A 17,425-nucleotide genomic window follows, 5' to 3' on the forward strand; every position below is an offset into this window, starting at 1 on the left:
TTATTCCCTTCTAGGCGATGCCCGATTTTAGGGGGACAAAGTTCACGGCCTCCAAAATCGACTGCGTAAACCCGTGTGAACTCTTGTCAATCACCAGCAGTGCCTGCTTACCACCCGTAACCACCATGGGCGCGACAAGCCGCCCGCCCACGGCCAGCTGGTCGCACCAGGCCGAGGGCATGCTCTCGCCGCCAGCGGCCGAGATGATGCCCGCATACGGCGCTCCGCTGCCATAGCCTTCCATGCCATCTCCAAAGATCAGATGGACATTGGTCAGCCGCCAGGGCCGCAGGTTGCTGCGCGCTTTCTCGTGCAGGCCGCGCAGGCGCTCGATCGAATAGACCTCGCGTGCCACGCGCGCCAGCACCGCCGCCTGGTAGCCGCAGCCCGTGCCGATTTCCAGCACGCGGCCCAGGCCCGACTTCGCGGCTTCCGAACCCAGCAGCAGCTCGGTCATGCGGGCGACCACGCTGGGCTTGGAGATCGTCTGGCCCAGGCCAATGGGCAGGCTGGTGTCTTCATAGGCCTGGTTGACCAGGGCGCTGTCCACAAAGCGGTGGCGCTCCACCGATCCCATGGCGGCCAGCACGGCCGGCGACTGTATGCCGGTGGCAGCCAGCCGCTGCACCATGCGGGCGCGGACGGCGGCCGAGTCCAGGCCGATGCCCGAGGGCTGTTGCGGGACACGGGCACCGGCCGGCGCCAGCGCAGAGCGCGCAGGCGCCGCGCGCGAGGCCGGCGCAGGGGTCTGCACCGAGCGCGCCACCCACGAGGGAACTCCGGGACGGCGCTCGCTCACGGTTGCACCGCCCCGCCCTGGCCGGCCGACGCCAGCCTGGCCGCCGTCTGTGCCCAGTAGCCCAGGTTGTCGTGGTCGGTCAGGTCCACCTTCAGCGGCGTGACGGACACATGGCCGTGCGCCGTAGCGTGGAAGTCCGTGCCCTCCGAGTCATCCTTGGCCGCGCCTGCGCTGCCTATCCAGTACATCATTTCGCCGCGCGGGCTCTCCTGGGTGATGACGCGTTCGGCCGCATGGCGGCGGCCCAGCCGGCACAGCTTGAGGGGCTTGAGCGCGGACAAGGGCATGTTGGGAATGTTCACGTTGAGCAGCCAGGGCGACAGGCCGATCAGTTCCTGCGATTGCATGTCCATGACCAGCTGGCGCGCGGCGGCGGCAGCGGCCTCGATCTCGGACCAGCCCTTGTCCACCTGCGAGAAGGCAATGGAGGGAATGCCGAACAGAAAGCCTTCCATGGCGGCGCCCACGGTGCCGGAATAGATGGTGTCGTCGCCCATGTTGGCGCCGTTGTTGATGCCCGAGACCACCAGGTCGGGCCGGTAGCCCAGCAGGCCGGTCAGGGCGATGTGCACGCAGTCCGCAGGCGTGCCATTGACATAGCGAAAGCCGTTGTGGGCCTGGTGCACATACAGCGGCGCGTTCAGCGTCAGGGCGTTGGACTTGGCACTGTTGTTGTGCTCCGGTGCCACCACCTCGACGTCTGCCACCGTGCGCAGCGCCTCGTACAGGGCCTGGATGCCGGGCGCCTGGTAGCCGTCGTCGTTACAAATGAGAATCTTCATGGATACAGCAGGGATTGCGGGCGATTGTAGGCGGGCGTCTCGTCGCCCGAGGGACAGGAGGCATTCCCACCACACTCCTATCATCGGCCAGGCATTCAATCACAGGAGACAACCACCATGCACGCTTGGCTTTGCACCACGCCCACAGGCGTCGATCAACTGCAGTGGACGCAGCTGCCCACGCCCACGCCGGGCCCGGGGCAGGTACTGCTCGAAGTGAAGGCGGCCAGCCTGAACTTTCCCGATCTGCTGATCGTGCAGAACAAGTACCAGATGAAGCCTGAGCTGCCGTTCGTGCCGGGCTCGGAATACGCGGGCGTGGTCCAGGCCGTGGGTGAGGGCGTGAGCCACCTGGCCGTGGGCCAGCGCGTGGCCTGCCTTTCGGGCACGGGTGGCTTCGGCACCCATACGCTGGCGCCGGCCGCGCTGTGCATGCCGCTGCCAGACGGTTTCAGCTTCGTCGATGCTGCGGCCTTCATCATGACCTATGCCACCTCGCACCATGCGCTGATCGACCGCGGCCAGCTGCGCGCGGGCGAGACCGTGCTGGTGCTGGGCGCAGCGGGCGGCGTGGGCACGGCCGCCATCCAGATCGCCAAGGCGGCGGGTGCGCGTGTGATCGCAGCGGCCTCCACCGACGAGAAATGCGCGCTGTGCAAGGCACAGGGCGCCGATGCCACCATCAACTACAGCCAGGGCGACCTGCGCGCCGCCATCAAGGAAGCCACCGACGGCAAGGGCCCAGACGTGGTCTACGACCCCGTGGGCGGCGACTTCGCCGAGCCGGCCTTCCGCTCCATCGCCTGGCGCGGCCGTTATCTGATCGTGGGCTTTGCCGCAGGCCCGATTCCTGCCCTGCCGCTGAACCTGCCGCTGCTCAAGGGCGCATCGCTGGTGGGCGTCTTCTGGGGCGAGTTCTCCCGGCGCGAACCCAAGGCCAACGCGGCCATGATGCAGGAGCTGGCGCAGTGGTACGGCCAGGGAAAGATCAAGCCCGTGATCGACCGCACCATGCCCATGGCCGAACTGCACGCCGCCTATGCGCGCATGGGATCGCGCCAGGTGCAGGGCAAGCTGGTGATGGTCAACGAGCAGTGAACCGGGCGCTGGCCATGCCACACTGGAGGGCATTGCATTCTGAAACAACTGCCCACCCATGGCCGAGCGCTCCGCTTCCGAACTGGCACGCGAAACCCTGCGGCAACTGGCGCTGAACCGCCTGCCGCCCACCCCGGAAAACTACACCCGCCTCTATGAACAGGCGGCCGGCGAGCCCGGCCCCGCCAGCTTTCCCCAGGGCCCGCTGCGCCATGTCCATGCGCTTTTGCCTGCGCAGACGCCCGGACAGAAGCGCCTGCGCGACCAGTTGGGCGCCGCCATAGAGCGCAGCGACTGGCAAGGGCTGCAGCAGGTCATCACCGCCTATGCCAACGCGGCCCTGCAGCCGCCTGCCCATGAGGCCAGGCCCGTGGAGCTGCCCGTGCCGCCGCCCGTCCAGGCCCTGCCCGACGACCTGACCCAGCAGTTGGCACGGCGCTTCGAGTCCTTGTCCACGCTGCTGGACACCCAGGACACCAAAACCCGGCAACTGCACCAGCAGCTAATGGAGCAGCTGCAATCGCCGCCCGTGGATGCCAAGGCCCTGGCGCGGCGCCTGCACGACCAGCACTACCAGCTGTCGTTCGCCATCGCCGACCAGCTTCAGGTCCTGCAGTTGATGCAGGAGTTGCTGCAGACCCTGGTGCAGCACCTGGCCCAGGACCCCACGCATGGCAGCTGGCTGGTGCAGCAGCTCACGGCCATCGAGCAGGCCATCACCCCGCCGCTGTCGCCCGCGCCTCTGGCCGATGCACGGCGCGAGCTGCAGACCGTGATCCACCGGCGCCTGCAGCTGCAGGACGGCATGGCCGCCGCGCAGCAGGCGCTCAGGGACATGCTGGGCGGCTTCGTGCAGCACCTGGCGCAGATCACGAGCAGCAACGAAACGCTGGGCGCCCGCATGGAAGAGGCGGCACGCCAGCTGGACGGCATCCAGCGCCTGGAAGACGCAGCCCCGCTGCTGCAGCAGGTGCTGGAGGCCACGCGCACCATGGCCGCCGGCAGCCGCGTGGCCCAGGAGGAGCTGCAGGCGCTGCGCGCCCATGTCGATGCCTGCGAGGCCCGCATCGAAACACTGCAGCAGGAGCTGGACGAGGCCGCGCGCCGCGCACGCCACGACCCGCTGACCGGCCAGCTCAACCGCCTGGGCGTGAGCGAGGCGCTGGACCGCGAGGTGGCACGCGCACAGCGCCATGGCCAGCCTCTGAGCGTTGCCCTGGTCGACATGGACGGCATGCAGGCCCTCAATGCCGAGCTGGGGCATGCCATGGGCGATGCCGCTCTGGTGCATGTGGCCCAGTTGGCGCGCCAAGGGCTGCGCCCGGAAGACGTGGTGGGCCGCTATGAAGGCCAGGCCTTCGTGCTGCTGCTGCCGCAGACCCCGGAGACGGCGGGCGCCCAGGCGCTGCAGCGCCTTCTGCAGTTGCTGGAGCAGGCGCCTTTGCCCGCATCTGCTCAGCCCCCAGGCCAGCCCGCACCCCGGCCCCTGAGCTTCAGCGCGGGCGTGGCCCAGTTGCAAAGCCACGAAAACGGCATGGACGTGCTGCGCCGCGCCGACACCGCCATGCTGCAGGCCAAGGAGCGCGGCAAGCACTGCATTGCCACAGCATCAGGCGCACAATGGCAGCCAGTTGGAAATGCAGGCGCCGGCCTTTGATCCACCCCAAGGCCACGCCCCGTCTTTCCCCGCTTTTTTGCGCCACCTGCCCCGAACCGCCATGCACCTGCCCTTCCGCGCCTCCGTCCCTGCACCGCGGCGCCAGTTTCTGGTCGGCTCGGGCCTGGCCACGGCGCTGGGCCAGTTGCCTGCCTGGGCCCGGCTGGGCGAGCGGCCTGCGCACAACCCCTTCACGCTGGGCGTGGCCAGCGGCGACCCCGAACCCGACAACGTGCTGCTGTGGACGCGGCTGACGCCACCGCTGGCCCAGCTGGGCGAGACCGACACCACGGCCATGCCTGCGCTCAAGATCCGCTGGGAGCTGGCGCACGACCCGCTGTTCCGCCAGATCGTGCGCAGCGGCGAGGCCATGGCCCAGCCCGAATGGGGCCACGGCGTGCATGTGCAGGTGGGAGGACTGGCGCCCGACCGCTGGTACCACTACCGCTTCATGCTGGGACAGGCGGTCAGCGGCACGGGCCGCTGCCGCACGGCGCCCGCCCCCGGCAGCATGCCGCAGCGCCTGCGCCTGGCCTATGCCTCCTGCCAGCGCTGGGAGCACGGCTACTACGCGGCCTGGCGCCAGGTGGTGCAGGATGCGCCGGACCTGGTGATCTTCCTGGGCGACTACATCTACGAATACGCAACGCCCGCCATGACGCTGGGCCTGGCCCGCACGCACAGCCTGCGCGCCGCACAGACCCTGCAGGACTACCGCGACCGCTACGCCCTGCACAAGAGCGACCCGCTGCTGCAGGCCGCGCATGCCCTGTGCAACTGGTCCGTGGGCTGGGACGACCATGAGGTGGAGAACAACTACGCGGGCGACCAGGGCCAGGGCGATGCCGCGCGTTTCCTGGCCCGGCGCATGGCCGCCTGGCAGGCCTTCTACGAAAACATGCCGCTGCGCGCCAGCGCGCTGACGGGCGCCGGGGCATCGCATGGCGGCGGCGGACTGCAGCTGTACCGCAGCCTGCAATGGGGCCGGCTGGCCCGGCTGCATCTGCTGGACGGCCGCCAGTACCGCAGCGCCCAGGCCTGCCGCATCGAGGGCGAGGCAGACAAGGGCAGCGTGCGCCCTGCGCAATGTGCCGCCCTGTCGGACACGGCGCGCAGCTTCCTGGGCTGGACCCAGGAGCAGTGGCTGTACCGCCAACTGGCCGAGGACGCACGCCACCAGGGCAGCGAGGGGCCGCGCTGGAGCATCCTGGCCCAGCCCACCCTGCTGTCGGCGCACCGGCCGCCCTCGGGATCGCAGGCCACGGACAGCTGGGACGGCTACCCGGCCGCGCGCCAGCGCCTGGTGCGCCACCTCACGCCGGGCGCCCAGCCCACGCCGCGCAACAGCGTGCTGCTGGGCGGCGACCTGCACCAGAACTACGTCTGTGCCGTGCACGCCGATCCCGAGGCCGCGCCCGAACGGCGCAACCCCATCGTGGCCAGCGAGTTCTGCAGCACCTCGATCACCTCGCGCAGCGGCACCACACAGGCCAAGGTCGATGCCATCGTCGCCCACAACCCGCAGGTGCTGTACGCACGCTGCGAGGAACGCGGCTATGGCCTGGCAGACATCACGCCCGAACGCTGGACCAGCGAGCTGCGTGCCGTGGCCAACCCCATGCGCGCCGACAGCCGCATCTACACGCTGGCCCGCTTCACCGTCGAGGACAGGCGGCCCGGCCCCGTAGCCAGCTGACAGGGCACTGACGCAGGGCACGACCGAAGGGCACTTTCAGCAGGCCTCGGAATCAGTGGCTATCCTGACATCGCCACCCGGCATGCCGCCTATCGTATGGTGAGCTGCCTTGCCTCGCCCACCAGAACACGGAAGCCATGCACCTGACTTTCAGCGCCTACTACACCCTGATCTTCGCCGCCCTCGTCCTTTTGCTGGGCAAATGGCTGGTGCAGCACCTGCGCCTGCTGCGCGAATTCAACATCCCCGAGCCCGTGGCCGGCGGTCTGGTCGTCGCCGTCGCCCTGTTCGTGCTCAACCAGACCCTGGGCTACACCTTCAGCTTCAGCAGCGAGCTGCAGATGGCCTTCATGCTGGTGTTTTTCTCCTCCATCGGGCTGAGCGCCAATTTCGCCAAGCTGCGCGAAGGCGGCCGTTCGCTGCTGCTGTTCCTGGCCGTGGTCGCCGTCTTCATCGGCCTGCAGGACCTGGTGGGCGTGAGCCTGGCCACGATGCTCGGGCTCGACCCGCTGTTCGGGCTGATCGCAGGCTCCGTCACCCTGACGGGCGGCCATGGCACGGCAGGCGCCTGGGGCCAGGTTTTCGAGCGCGAGTACGGCATCCAGGGCGCGGTCACGCTGGGCATTGCCTGTGCCACCTTCGGACTGGTGATCGGCGGCCTGATCGGCGGCCCGCTGGCCAAGGCCCTGATCACGCGCCGCAGGCTTGCCGTGCATGACCCCGCAGCCGCCCCCGAAAAACAGCCCCCGCTGGGCGAAAGTGCAAGCCACGGCGGCTTCGAGAATCCCGAGCAGACGCGCCTGATCACCACCAGCGCGGCCATAGAAACACTGGCCCTGTTCGCAGGCTGCCTGGGCTTTGCCGAGTTCATGGCGCAGCTCACCGCCGGCACCCTGTTCTCCCTGCCCACCTTCGTCTGGGCGCTGGCAGGCGGCGTCGTGATCCGCAACACGCTGGACTATGTCTTTCACTTCCAGGTATTCGACCGGGCCATCGACGTCTTCGGCAATGCCTCGCTGTCCATCTACCTGGCCATGGCCCTGCTGTCGCTCAAGCTGTGGGAGCTGGCGGGGCTGGCGGCGCCGCTGATGGTGATCCTGGCGGCCCAGACCCTGGTGATGGGCCTGTATGCCGCGCTGGTGACCTTCCGCATCATGGGCAGCAACTACGATGCGGCCGTGCTGGCCGCCGGCCACTGCGGTTTCGGCATGGGTGCCACGCCCACGGCCGTGGCCAACATGCAGGCCATCACCAACCAGTACGGCCCCTCGCACAAGGCCTTCCTCATCGTGCCGATGGTGGGCGCCTTCTTCGTCGACATCGTCAATGCCACGGTGATCCAGCTGTTCATCCGCTGGCTGCACTGACCACCGCCAACACTGAACGCCCCATGCCGCTGCTGCGCCGCGCCCTTGCCGCCACCCAAGCGCTCGTCCTGGCCCTGCTGCTGGCAGGCTGCAGCCTGCCGCCGCTGGCCGGCCGCAGCGAATCCACGGCGCTGCCGCCAGAAGCCGCCCAGGCCACGCTGCTGGGCCAGGCGCTGGCACCGCTGCTGGACCAGCATCCGGGGCTTACCGGCATCCACGCGCTTTCCGATGCACGCAACGCCTACGCGGCGCGTGCCCTGCTGGCCCGCGTGGCCCAGCGCACGCTGGATGTGCAGTACTACATCTGGCGTGACGACACCACGGGCCACCTGCTGCTCGACGAACTGCGCCAGGCCGCCGACCGGGGCGTGCGCGTGCGCCTGCTGCTGGACGACGGCGGCACGGCGGGGCTGGACACGCAGCTCAGCGCGCTGGACCGGCATCCGCAGATCGAGGTGCGGCTGTTCAACCCCTTTGCGCAGCGCACGCCCAAGGCGCTGGGCTATGTGACGGATTTCTCGCGCACGCAGCGGCGCATGCACAACAAGAGCTTCACGGCCGACAGCCAGGCCAGCATCGTGGGTGGACGCAACATCGGCGACGAGTACTTCGCGGCCACCGACGGCGTGCTGTTCGCCGACCTGGACGTGGTCGCCATGGGGCCGGTGGTGGCCGATATCGCGCACTCGTTCGACCAGTACTGGGCCAGCGCCTCGGCCTACCCCGTGGCCAGCCTGCTGCCGCCGCTGCCCGACTATGCGGTGGCGCGCGCCAGCGAGGCCCTGGCCACCGAGGTGCAGCGCCCCGAGGCCCAGGCCTATGTGCGCGCCGTGGCGCAAAGCCCGTTCACGCAAGAGCTGCTGGCCGGCCGCCTGCCACTGCAATGGGCCCGCACCACCCTGGTCAGCGACGACCCGGCCAAGGTGCTGGGCCAGGTGCCCAGGCAGGGGCTGCTGATCACGCAGCTGGCACCCGCCATCGGCCAGCCGCAGCGCCAGCTGGACCTGGTCTCGCCCTACTTCGTGCCCACCGAGGCCGGTGTGCGCGCCCTGGCCGGCCTGCGCCGCCAGGGCATTGCCGTGCGCGTGCTCACCAACAGCCTGGAGGCGACCGACGTGGCCGTGGTCCACGCCGGCTATGCCCGGTACCGGCGCCCGCTGATCGAGGAAGGCGTACAGCTGTACGAGCTGCGCCGCCAGATCGGCGAGCCGGACACGCCCGCCGCCGAGGCAGGCGTGCCCCGGCAAGGGCTACCGTCGCCCGCCGCGTCCTCGGGCGGGAAGTCGGGCGGGAAGGCGGGCGTGGGTTCTGGCAGCCGCCCCGGCAGCTCGGGCTCCAGCCTGCATGCGAAGACTTTTGCGGTCGATGGCGAGCGCATCTTCGTGGGCTCGTTCAACTTCGACCCGCGCTCGGCCCACCTCAACACCGAGATGGGCCTGCTGATCGACAGCCCCGAGATGGCTTCGCAGATGAGCCGCATGCTCGACCAGAGCCTGCCGTCCGCCGCCTACCACGTGCAGATCGATGTACAGGGCCGCCTGAGCTGGACCACGGAAAGCGGCACGCCGCCTGAGCCACTCACCACCACCACCGAGCCCGGCAGCAGTGCATTCAAGCGCCTGATGCTGCGCGTGCTGGGCTGGCTGCCCATCGAGGGGCTGCTTTGATGCCGGGCCTGGCCGCTCAGTCCAGCCGGATCGACGGGCGCAGGCGCGAATTCATCAAATCGATCAGCCACAGCAGCCCGCCGCGCCAAAAGCCGTAGATGCGCGCCTGGTGCGAGCGGTACAGCATGATGTGGCTCAGCATGGCCATGCGCCCGCGGATCACGCCGCCGTTGAACAGGCCGAATTTGCCCAGCGATCCATAGGCGTCGTAATGGGCCAATGACACCAGGGCGCCAAAGTCGCGGTAGGCAAAGCCTTCGGGACGGAAACCCGGCTCCTTCAGCAGGCGCGGCAGCGTCTCCACCAGATAGCGGGCCTGCTGGTGCGCCACCTGGGCGGTGGGCGGCAGCGGCACGCTGGCACCGGGCAGGGTGAAGCTGGCGCAATCCCCCACGGCGTAGACATGGGGGTCGCTGGTCTGCAGCTGGCCGTTGACCTTGAGCTGGTTGCCTTGCGTGGTCTCCAGTCCCAGCTGCGCCAGGAAGGCCGGGGCCTTCACGCCCGCTGCCCAGACACGCAGGCCTGCGGGGACGAACTCGCCGCTGGCCAGAACGAACCCCTCTTCGCTGGCCGACTGCACGCGGCCGTTGACGATCACCGAAACGCCCAGGGCCTGCAGCCGCAGGCGCGTGGCTTCGGAAATCTCTTCAGGAAAACCGGGCAGCAGGCGTGGCCCGGCCTCGATCAGCACGATGCCGAAGCGCGCGGCCTCGCCCAGCGCGCCATAGGCCCGGGCGCTCTCGGCCAGCTGCACCAGCTCGGCCGCCAGCTCCACGCCCGTGGCGCCGCCGCCCACGATGGCCACGCGCAGCTGCTCGCCGCTGGTCATGCAGCGCACCATGCGCAGGCGGATCTCGCTGTTGAAGGCATCGGCCTTGCGGCGCGAGTCGATCATGAAGCAGTGCTCGTCCACGCCCGGCGTGCCGAAATCATTGGCGCCGCTGCCCACGGCGATCACCAGCCTGTCGTAGGCAATGCGCCGGCCCGGCACGATCTCGCGGCCATCGGGCGCCTCGATGGGGGCCAGCAGCACCTCGCGGGCCTCGCGGTCCAGGCCGCACATTTCGCCGGGCTGGTAGGCAAAGCTGGCGTCGCTGGCCTGGGCCAGGTAGGTGGTCTGCTGCTGGGCCAGGTCGCGCGTGCCGGCCGCAATGGTGTGCAGCATGGGCTTCCAGACATGGGCCGAATCGCTGTCCACCAGGGTCACGGAGCCGATGGCGTCCGTGCGCCCCTTGCCCAGCGCCGTGGCAATCTCCAGCCCCGCCACGCCACCGCCCACGACGACAATGCGCGCCCCGCCCGATCCCGTTGCCGAACCCGCTTCTTGTTCCTTGCCCATTGCTGCTCCCTGCCGGAAGGCCCGGCCGGCCGCACCATGCGCCGGCTTGCAGGACATTCGCTTCCAGACAGTCTTGATTCTTGTCAGTTTGGGTAGCAGGCGACTTGCTAGGGGTAAGCCCCAGATCTGCAACAGATATCTGATAGAAGACCGCCGGTCGCGCAAGGCCGGGTCTTGTAGGGGACCGTGCTTCGGAAAAACATCGTCCCTGCCGAATCGACCGCCGGATCTGGCCATCACGCTATCAATAAAAGAGCGGTCACCCCGTCCGTCGTGCAGCCTTGCCGACCATATGACGGTCTGCATCTGCAGGCCTGCACGAATGCCCCGCCGCCGGGCCCGCGATTTGCGATTGTCAATATACGAAACGTATATTCCCCGTATGATCGCCACCCCATGGGAATCGTCAAAATATCCGACCAATTGCACGACCAGATCCGCCTGTCCAGCGCGGCCCTGGGTCGATCCATCAACGCCCAGGCCGAGCATTGGCTGCGTGTCGGCCAGTTGGCCGAACACCATCCCCATCTCGACTACGCAGGCATCTGCGCCCTGCTGCTGCAAGAGGCCGCGGCCACGCTGAAGCTGGGCGAGCCCGAAGCGGCACCGGCTCCCGCCGATACGGCAGCACGCCGCCCGCGCCCCGTGCGCCTGTCGGGAGGCCTGCAATGAGGGGCGCCAAGCTTCGCAGCGTCCCGCTGCACGACGCTCTCGATATCGGGCAATCACGCAAGGCCGGTGGCCTGGCCGCCCGTGTCCTGCAGATGCTGGTGCCCCACGTGCAGCCGGGCGTCAGCACCGAGCACCTGGACAAGCTCTGCCATGACTTCATCGTCGATGAACTGCGCTGCGTGCCCACCAACGTGGGCTACCACGGCTTTCCGAAGACGGTCTGCACCTCGCCCAACCACGTGGTCTGCCACGGCATCCCCGACGCCCGGCAGATCCTGCGCGAGGGCGACATCCTCAATGTCGATGTGGCCGTGACCACGCCCGAGGGCTGGATCGGCGACACCAGCCGCATGTACTACGTGGGCCAGCCCTCCAACCAGGCGCGCCGCCTGGTGGAGACCACCTACGAGGCCCTGCTGGCCGGCATCCGCGCCGTGCGCCCCGGCGCCACGCTGGGCGACATCGGCCATGCCATCCAGACCGTGGCCCAGCGCGAGCGCTTCAGCGTGGTGCGCGAGTACTGCGGCCACGGCATCGGCAAGGTCTACCACGACGACCCCCAGGTGCTGCATTACGGCCAGCCCGGCCAGGGCATGGTGCTGGAGGCCGGCATGATCTTCACCATCGAGCCCATGCTCAACGCCGGCAAGGCGGCCACGCGCGAACTGGCCGACGGCTGGACGGTGATCACCAACGACAAGTCGCTGTCCGCCCAGTGGGAGCACATGGTGGTGGTGACCGACACGGGCTTCGACGTGCTCACGCGCTGGCCCGAGGGCACGGGCAGCTACGCGGCCATCTGAGCATGGCGTCCAACTACCTGTACCTGGGCCTGGCCATCGTCGCCGAGGTGGCGGCCACCTCCTGCCTCAAGCAGTCCGAAGGCTTCACGCGGCTGTGGCCCAGCGTGGTCACGGTCCTGGGCTACGCGCTGGCCTTCTACTTCCTGTCGCTGACGCTGCGCACCGTGCCCACGGGCGTGGCCTATGCGATCTGGTCCGGCGCGGGCATCGTGCTGATCTCCCTGGTCGGATGGCTCTGGCAGGGCCAGACGCTGGACCTGCCCGCGCTGGCGGGCATGGGCCTGATCGTGGCGGGCGTGCTGGTCATCCAGCTGTTTTCCAAGACGGCCGGACACTGAGCCGCTGCCCGCGCCGCGGCCCGGCCATCAGCCCGTGATGGCCTGGACCGATCCGGCCTGGCGGCGCAGCTCGAACTTCTGGATCTTGCCCGTGCTGGTCTTGGGCAGCTCGCCAAAGACCACGGCGCGCGGCACCTTGTAGCCGGCCAGGTGCTTCTTGCAGTGGGCCACGATGTCTTCGGCCGTGGTCTGCGCGCCGGCCTTCAGCTCGATGAAGGCGCAGGGCGTCTCGCCCCACTTGGGATCGGGCTTGGCCACTACGGCGGCGGCCAGCACGGCCGGGTGGCGGTAGAGCACGTCCTCGACCTCGATGGACGAGATGTTCTCCCCGCCCGAGATGATGATGTCCTTGCTGCGGTCCTTGATCTGTATATAGCCGTCCGGATGCTGCACGGCCAGGTCGCCCGTGTGGAACCAGCCGCCGCGGAAGGCCTCATCCGTGGCCTGCGGGTTCTTCAGGTAGCCCTTCATGGCGATGTTGCCCTGGAACATGATCTCGCCCATGGTCTGGCCGTCATGGGGCACGGGTTCCATGGTCTCCGGATCGAGCACGCTGGCCGAGCGCTGCAGGTGGTAGCGCACGCCCTGGCGGGAATTGAGGCGCGCGCGTTCGCCGATGTCCAGCGCATCCCAGGCTGCGTGCTTGGCGCAGACCGTGGCCGGGCCGTAGACCTCGGTCAGGCCGTAGACATGGGTGATGTCGAAGCCCAACTGCTCCATGCCCTCGATCATCGAGGCCGGTGGTGCGGCGCCCGCCACCATGGCCTTGACTCCGGCGGGCACGCCCTCCTTCATGGCGGCCGGCGCATTGACCAGCAGGCCGTGCACGATGGGCGCGCCGCAGTAATGCGTGACGCCATGGTTGCGGATGGCATCGAAGATGGCCTGCGCCTCCACCCGGCGCAGGCAGACATTGACCCCCGCGCGCGCCGCCACCGTCCACGGAAAGCACCAGCCGTTGCAATGGAACATGGGCAGGGTCCACAGGTAGACGGCGTGCTTGGGCATGTCCCACTCCAGCACATTGCTGATGGCATTGATGGCCGCACCCCGGTGGTGGTAGACCACGCCCTTGGGGTTGCCCGTGGTGCCGCTGGTGTAGTTCAGCGCGATGGCGTCCCACTCGTCGGCAGGCAACTGCCAGTCGAAACCGGCATCGCCACCGGCCACGAAGTCGTCGTAGTCCAGGCTGCCCACCTGCTCGGCGGCCGGGCCGTACAGCGCGTCCTCGACCTGGATCACCAGCAGCGGCGCGCTGCGCTGGCGCAGCTTCAGCGCCTTGGCCACCACGCCCGTGAACTCCGGGTCCACGATCAGCACCTTGGCCTCGCCGTGGTCCAGCATGAAGGCAATGGTTTCCGCATCCAGCCGCGTGTTCAGCGCATTGAGCACGGCCCCCGCCATGGGCACGCCGAAATGCGCCTCCACCATGGGCGGCGTATTGGGCAGCATCACGGCCACGGTGTCGTTCTTGCCCACGCCAGCCTTCTGCAGGCTGCTGGCCAGCTGGCGGCAGCGCGCATAGGTCTCGCCCCAGTTGCGGCGCAGCGTGCCGTGGACCACGGCCAGCCGCTCGGGATAGACCTCGGCCGTGCGGGCGATGAAGCCCAAGGGGCTGAGCGGCGCATGGTTGGCGCTGTTGCGCTCCAGATGCTGGTCGTAAATGTGGGTCATCGTGGTCTCCGGTTCGCTGGGTTTTCTGGTGAGATGCCCGCCTGCCGCCGCAGGCTGGCGAAACCTGAAGATATAGCAAGACAGGCTTACACAAGCTTGATGCGCATCCACCCGGCTCGCCACCGCACAGGCCCGGATAACCAAAGCGGCATGCATGGTCTTTGCAGGGCATCACAACTTTCAGAATTTCATGGAAACTGAAAATACTTATGCAGAACAATCACTTGACCTGCCTGCAAACGCGCCTGTGACTGTCCCCCAGGCGACTGCACAACCACAGTCCTCTATAAGACATCATTTATCAGATGACTCGGCCGCACGGCCCCGGCTTCACTCGTAGAATCGCCGCTTGGATTCGCCGGCCAGCACCGCTGGAAGGCGAACAAGGAGTTCCTAGAGGAGTCGCCTGGCAACGCTCCAGGCATCGTTGGAGACGAGCCTGCACCCCACCGGTGCAGGCTTTTTTTTGCTTCAGCGCAGGCTCAGGGACTGGCGCTTCCAGGCCGGGTCCTGCCAGCGCTGGAACAGCGGCAGGGCAGACACATCGCCGGTCACGCGCTCGGTGGCCAGGCCGTCCAGCCGCACCACTTCGAAGCTCTTGCGGTACCGGCCCTGGCCACGGGCCTCGCGCGCCACCAGCATCAGCTGGCCGCCAGGCACCCAGCCCGCCCATTCGGCCACGCCGGTCTCCGGGGCGGTGGCGGCCGGGGGCAGCACGTCGGCCAGCCAGCCGCCTTCGGTCTTGCGCAGCACCCACAGTTCGCGCCAGCCTTCCAGCGGCTGCACGGCCAGGGCCACGGCCGTGCCCTCGCGGTTGGTGCTGGCCGATGCGGCCCACACCACGCCATAGGTGCAGCGGCGCAACAAAGGGGCCTTGGCGCCGTGCTGGGCGTCCACCAGCAGCACGCAGGTTTCGCCGGCAGCACCGGGCTCGGTCAGCAGCGTCGGGCGGGCTCCGGCAGCAGGAGCCGCAGCAGCAACAGGCGACAGCGCCCAGCGCACGGCGCTCACCCGCATGGCCGCGTCGTTGTAGGCGCTCTGGTCTTCATCGGGCAGCTCGGACTTGCTGACGCCCGTGAACTCCGCCAGTGCCCGGGCGGCCGAAGCCGCCACGGCAGGGTCGGCCATGCTCTTGCGCGCCTGCTGAAAGGCCAGCGCCGCCCACACGCTGGCGCGGCGCATCTGCACGCGGCCGCGCAGGTAGGGCGGCAGGCCGGTCACGTCCACGCGCTCCAGCACATCGGCCTGCCAGGCATGCATGCGGGCGCGCTCATGGGCCGGCAGATCGGGGTCCACGCATTCGGGCCGTGTCAGCGCCAGGGCGGCGCGGGCGCGCTGCGGCGCGTCGGCGGCGGGCATGGCCAGCACGCGGCGGAAGAATTCGCCTTCATAGCAGACCTGCATGCGGCCTTCGACCTCATAGGTCGCAAAGCGCAGGCCGTAGCCGTTGGCCACATCCAGGTGGGCCGACAGCGTGGCGCCCGAGGCCTTGCCGGGCGCAGCGGCGGAGGCGCGCCGCGCCAGCCGGTCGGCAAAGCCGCCCAGTGCGTCGAAGGCCTGCGCGCCTTCGGCGCCAGCCAGGGTCCTGGCGGGCGCGGCCTGCAGGTAGGCGGCCGCCAGGCCGATGCCCAGCGCCTCGGCACCGGGCGTGTCCTGCACGAAGCGCAGCACGGCCAGCAAGGCGGGGGCATCGGCCTCGGTCATGGCCACGCGGCGCACATCGCCGGCGCGGATGAAGCCGCCGCGCTCGCGCTTGTGGTCCCAGACCTGGAGGTAGTCCAGGCGTTCGCCCCTGATCTCCAGCACCTCGCCCTGCCACAGGCTGGCCTGCTGCTGGGCGCCATCGCGCGGCGCGGCGCGCAGGCTGGCCTGGTCCTGCACCACGATGGCGCTGCCCATGCCGGTGGCCAGCGCTGCGGCGGCCAAGGTCGATACGGTCAGCATGGCTTATTGCTCCTGAACGGCTGCGTTGGCATCTTCGGCCGCCACGGAGGCTGCGCCGGCCTGTGCATTGCGGCTGCCGCCCAGCAGGGCCGCACCGATGAAGTCGCCATTGGTCGGCGGGGGCGCGATGATGACCTGGATCTTGTCCGAGAGCTTGTCGGCCAGCGTCTTCTGGATGAGCAGCGGGTAGCGCGTGACCAGGGTGCCTTCGCGCGCCATCTGCTCGGCGTTGACCTTGCCCAGGCGGTCCATGCGGAAGGCCTCGGCCTCGGCCAGCTTCTGGCGCGCATCGGCTTCGCCATTGGCCTCGATGCGGCGGGCCTGGGCGCTGCCCTCGGCGGCTTTCACGCGGGCCACGCGCTCGGCCTCGGCCTCCAGCTGGCGCTGCTCGATCTGGCGCTGCTTGAAGGGCAGCACATGCTTCATGGCCTCTTCCTGGGCACGCGCCGCAATCACCTGCTCGCGTGCGGCGGCTTCGGCGGCCACTTCGCGGCGCACCTTGTCGGCATTGGCGTCCAGCTCGGTTTCCTTGACGCGCTTGTCCTTGAGTTCCAGCGTGTAGCGCATCTTCTCGGAGGCCAGCTCCTCGGCCAGCAGGCTGTCCATGCCGCGGCGGTACTCGGCGGGCAGGTCCACCTTGCCGATCTGGATGCTGCGCAGCGTGACGCCGTCGGCCGCCAGGCGCGTGCGCAGTTCGGTTTCCATGATCTGGGCGATCTCGGCGCGCTTGGTCGAGAAGATTTCGCGCACGGTGTAGCGCGCAAATACCTTGTAGACCAGGCCCTGCACGGCGGGCTCCACGATGTCGCCGCCTATGTCCAGAGGCAGGTTGCCGGCCTTGACGGCGGGCGATGCGGGATCAAGCGCATAGCGCACGTTCAGGTCCAGGCCCAGGGACAGGCCCTCGACCGACTGCAGGGGTGCGCTGCCATTGGCCTGGCGCATGGCCTCCGGGCGGTAGCTCTGGTCGCGCAGGGAGAACACGCGCACCGTGTGCAGGCCCGGCACCACCCACACGCTGCCATCGCGCCACAGGCTGACCGAGCCCGTGAACTGGTTCAGGCGCACGCCCAGCGTGCCCTGCTCCAGGTGCTGCACGGGCGGGTTGCGCACCACCACCAGACCTGCCGCCACCACCACGGCGCCGATGGCCAGCCAGCGCACGGTACGTGCCGTGGGCAGCAGGACCGCCCAGTCCACGGGCTGGCGGCGGGGCGCGTTGCCCGGCAGCGTTGCAGCATCGGACCCGGCTGCGGGCGCGGCAGTGCCGGCTTCGTCCAGGCGGGCGGACTTGCGGCCCGTCAGGGCCTGCATGATGCGGTTCCAGGTGGCTTTCATGGTGTTCTCTCTCTCGGCTGTGATGACTGTTGTTGGCTGTTGTTGGCTGTTTCTGAGGCACCGGAAACAGGGGTGGCTCATTGAGGACCGATTGTTCGGATCTCCCCCGGAAGCAACAACGCGGCGCACGGACCAAAGCGCTCACACCGGCGGCGCAAACGCTCCGGCCCCGGAAGAAAAACTCACACCCGGGCCGGCGCAGGGCCGAGATAATCCCGCGAACACCGCCACGGCGGCCTCCCCGACCCCAC

At 68.9% G+C, this 17,425-nt stretch carries 14 protein-coding genes; 8 read left to right on the forward strand and 6 right to left on the reverse strand.

Annotated features, from left to right (window positions below; genetic code table 11):
• Window positions 1–10: 10 nt before the first annotated feature.
• Together BW39_RS00740 and surE are read right to left on the reverse strand one after the other, a co-directional pair.
• Window positions 11–799, reverse strand: coding sequence for a protein-L-isoaspartate(D-aspartate) O-methyltransferase (locus tag BW39_RS00740; RefSeq protein WP_013801166.1), 789 nt, complete (start codon window positions 797–799; stop codon window positions 11–13).
• Window positions 796–1,581: a 5'/3'-nucleotidase SurE gene (gene surE / locus BW39_RS00745; RefSeq protein ID WP_043782596.1), complete on the reverse strand. Its 786-nt coding sequence runs from the start codon at window positions 1,579–1,581 to the stop codon at window positions 796–798. The genes BW39_RS00740 and surE overlap by 4 nt, the downstream gene beginning before the upstream one ends.
• Window positions 1,582–1,698: 117 nt before the next feature.
• Between surE and BW39_RS00750 the strand changes: the two genes are divergently transcribed.
• The 5 genes from BW39_RS00750 to BW39_RS00770 all read left to right on the forward strand — a co-directional run bounded on the left by BW39_RS00750 (window position 1,699) and on the right by BW39_RS00770 (window position 9,066).
• Window positions 1,699–2,679 (forward strand): NADPH:quinone oxidoreductase family protein, encoded by a 981-nt coding sequence (locus BW39_RS00750; RefSeq protein WP_012206829.1) that lies wholly within the window; start codon window positions 1,699–1,701, stop codon window positions 2,677–2,679.
• A gap of 58 nt (window positions 2,680–2,737) precedes the next feature.
• Window positions 2,738–4,336 (forward strand): GGDEF domain-containing protein, encoded by a 1,599-nt coding sequence (locus BW39_RS00755; protein WP_043819115.1) that lies wholly within the window; start codon window positions 2,738–2,740, stop codon window positions 4,334–4,336.
• A 61-nt stretch (window positions 4,337–4,397) separates the two neighbouring features.
• Window positions 4,398–6,032: an alkaline phosphatase D family protein gene (locus tag BW39_RS00760; protein ID WP_043819117.1), complete on the forward strand. Its 1,635-nt coding sequence runs from the start codon at window positions 4,398–4,400 to the stop codon at window positions 6,030–6,032.
• A 137-nt stretch (window positions 6,033–6,169) separates the two neighbouring features.
• On the forward strand, window positions 6,170–7,399 hold the full coding sequence (gene gltS / locus BW39_RS00765; RefSeq protein ID WP_043819118.1) for a sodium/glutamate symporter: 1,230 nt from the start codon (window positions 6,170–6,172) through the stop codon (window positions 7,397–7,399).
• 23 nt (window positions 7,400–7,422) lie between these two features.
• Window positions 7,423–9,066, forward strand: a complete 1,644-nt coding sequence (locus tag BW39_RS00770; protein ID WP_043819121.1) for a phospholipase D family protein — start codon at window positions 7,423–7,425, stop codon at window positions 9,064–9,066.
• Window positions 9,067–9,082: 16 nt separating this feature from the next.
• Here BW39_RS00770 and BW39_RS00775 read toward each other — a convergent pair whose 3' ends face one another.
• Window positions 9,083–10,405 (reverse strand): NAD(P)/FAD-dependent oxidoreductase, encoded by a 1,323-nt coding sequence (locus BW39_RS00775; RefSeq protein WP_013801159.1) that lies wholly within the window; start codon window positions 10,403–10,405, stop codon window positions 9,083–9,085.
• Window positions 10,406–10,801: 396 nt separating this feature from the next.
• Here BW39_RS00775 and BW39_RS00780 point away from each other — a divergent pair, with 396 nt between their 5' ends.
• Genes BW39_RS00780 through BW39_RS00790 form a run of 3 tightly spaced genes read left to right on the forward strand, consistent with a single transcriptional unit; the run spans window position 10,802 to window position 12,218 of the window.
• Entirely contained in the window at window positions 10,802–11,077 is a 276-nt protein-coding gene (locus tag BW39_RS00780) for a ParD-like family protein (RefSeq protein ID WP_012206835.1), read from the forward strand.
• Window positions 11,074–11,880 (forward strand): type I methionyl aminopeptidase, encoded by an 807-nt coding sequence (map, locus tag BW39_RS00785; RefSeq protein ID WP_034396318.1) that lies wholly within the window; start codon window positions 11,074–11,076, stop codon window positions 11,878–11,880. Before BW39_RS00780 ends, map begins: the two co-directional genes overlap by 4 nt.
• Window positions 11,881–11,882: 2 nt before the next feature.
• Window positions 11,883–12,218 carry an SMR family transporter gene (locus BW39_RS00790; protein WP_012206837.1) on the forward strand — a complete coding sequence of 112 codons (336 nt, stop codon included), beginning with the start codon at window positions 11,883–11,885 and terminating at the stop codon, window positions 12,216–12,218.
• 27 nt (window positions 12,219–12,245) lie between these two features.
• Here the strand turns inward: BW39_RS00790 and BW39_RS00795 are convergent, their stop codons facing one another.
• From BW39_RS00795 to BW39_RS00805, 3 genes are all read right to left on the reverse strand, one after another.
• Window positions 12,246–13,892, reverse strand: a complete 1,647-nt coding sequence (locus BW39_RS00795; RefSeq protein WP_043819124.1) for an acyl-CoA synthetase — start codon at window positions 13,890–13,892, stop codon at window positions 12,246–12,248.
• A gap of 471 nt (window positions 13,893–14,363) precedes the next feature.
• Window positions 14,364–15,836, reverse strand: a complete 1,473-nt coding sequence (locus tag BW39_RS00800; RefSeq protein ID WP_043819126.1) for a hypothetical protein — start codon at window positions 15,834–15,836, stop codon at window positions 14,364–14,366.
• A gap of 3 nt (window positions 15,837–15,839) precedes the next feature.
• Window positions 15,840–17,174, reverse strand: a complete 1,335-nt coding sequence (locus BW39_RS00805) for an SPFH domain-containing protein (protein WP_013801155.1) — start codon at window positions 17,172–17,174, stop codon at window positions 15,840–15,842.
• Window positions 17,175–17,425 lie beyond the last annotated feature (251 nt).

It is taken from the genome of Delftia sp. RIT313, assembly GCF_000632165.1.
Taxonomy (GTDB): domain Bacteria; phylum Pseudomonadota; class Gammaproteobacteria; order Burkholderiales; family Burkholderiaceae_C; genus Comamonas; species Comamonas acidovorans.

What these genes read in the sequence shown, in the direction of transcription:
- surE (WP_043782596.1), bottom strand. Translation starts at nt 1,581, where the DNA reads ATGAAGATTCTCATTTGTAACGACGACGGCTACCAGGCGCCCGGCATC.
- BW39_RS00750 (WP_012206829.1), top strand. Translation starts at nt 1,699, where the DNA reads ATGCACGCTTGGCTTTGCACCACGCCCACAGGCGTCGATCAACTGCAG.
- BW39_RS00755 (WP_043819115.1), top strand. Translation starts at nt 2,738, where the DNA reads ATGGCCGAGCGCTCCGCTTCCGAACTGGCACGCGAAACCCTGCGGCAA.
- BW39_RS00760 (WP_043819117.1), top strand. Translation starts at nt 4,398, where the DNA reads ATGCACCTGCCCTTCCGCGCCTCCGTCCCTGCACCGCGGCGCCAGTTT.
- gltS (WP_043819118.1), top strand. Translation starts at nt 6,170, where the DNA reads ATGCACCTGACTTTCAGCGCCTACTACACCCTGATCTTCGCCGCCCTC.
- BW39_RS00770 (WP_043819121.1), top strand. Translation starts at nt 7,423, where the DNA reads ATGCCGCTGCTGCGCCGCGCCCTTGCCGCCACCCAAGCGCTCGTCCTG.
- BW39_RS00775 (WP_013801159.1), bottom strand. Translation starts at nt 10,405, where the DNA reads ATGGGCAAGGAACAAGAAGCGGGTTCGGCAACGGGATCGGGCGGGGCG.
- BW39_RS00780 (WP_012206835.1), top strand. Translation starts at nt 10,802, where the DNA reads ATGGGAATCGTCAAAATATCCGACCAATTGCACGACCAGATCCGCCTG.
- map (WP_034396318.1), top strand. Translation starts at nt 11,074, where the DNA reads ATGAGGGGCGCCAAGCTTCGCAGCGTCCCGCTGCACGACGCTCTCGAT.
- BW39_RS00790 (WP_012206837.1), top strand. Translation starts at nt 11,883, where the DNA reads ATGGCGTCCAACTACCTGTACCTGGGCCTGGCCATCGTCGCCGAGGTG.
- BW39_RS00795 (WP_043819124.1), bottom strand. Translation starts at nt 13,892, where the DNA reads ATGACCCACATTTACGACCAGCATCTGGAGCGCAACAGCGCCAACCAT.
- BW39_RS00800 (WP_043819126.1), bottom strand. Translation starts at nt 15,836, where the DNA reads ATGCTGACCGTATCGACCTTGGCCGCCGCAGCGCTGGCCACCGGCATG.
- BW39_RS00805 (WP_013801155.1), bottom strand. Translation starts at nt 17,174, where the DNA reads ATGAAAGCCACCTGGAACCGCATCATGCAGGCCCTGACGGGCCGCAAG.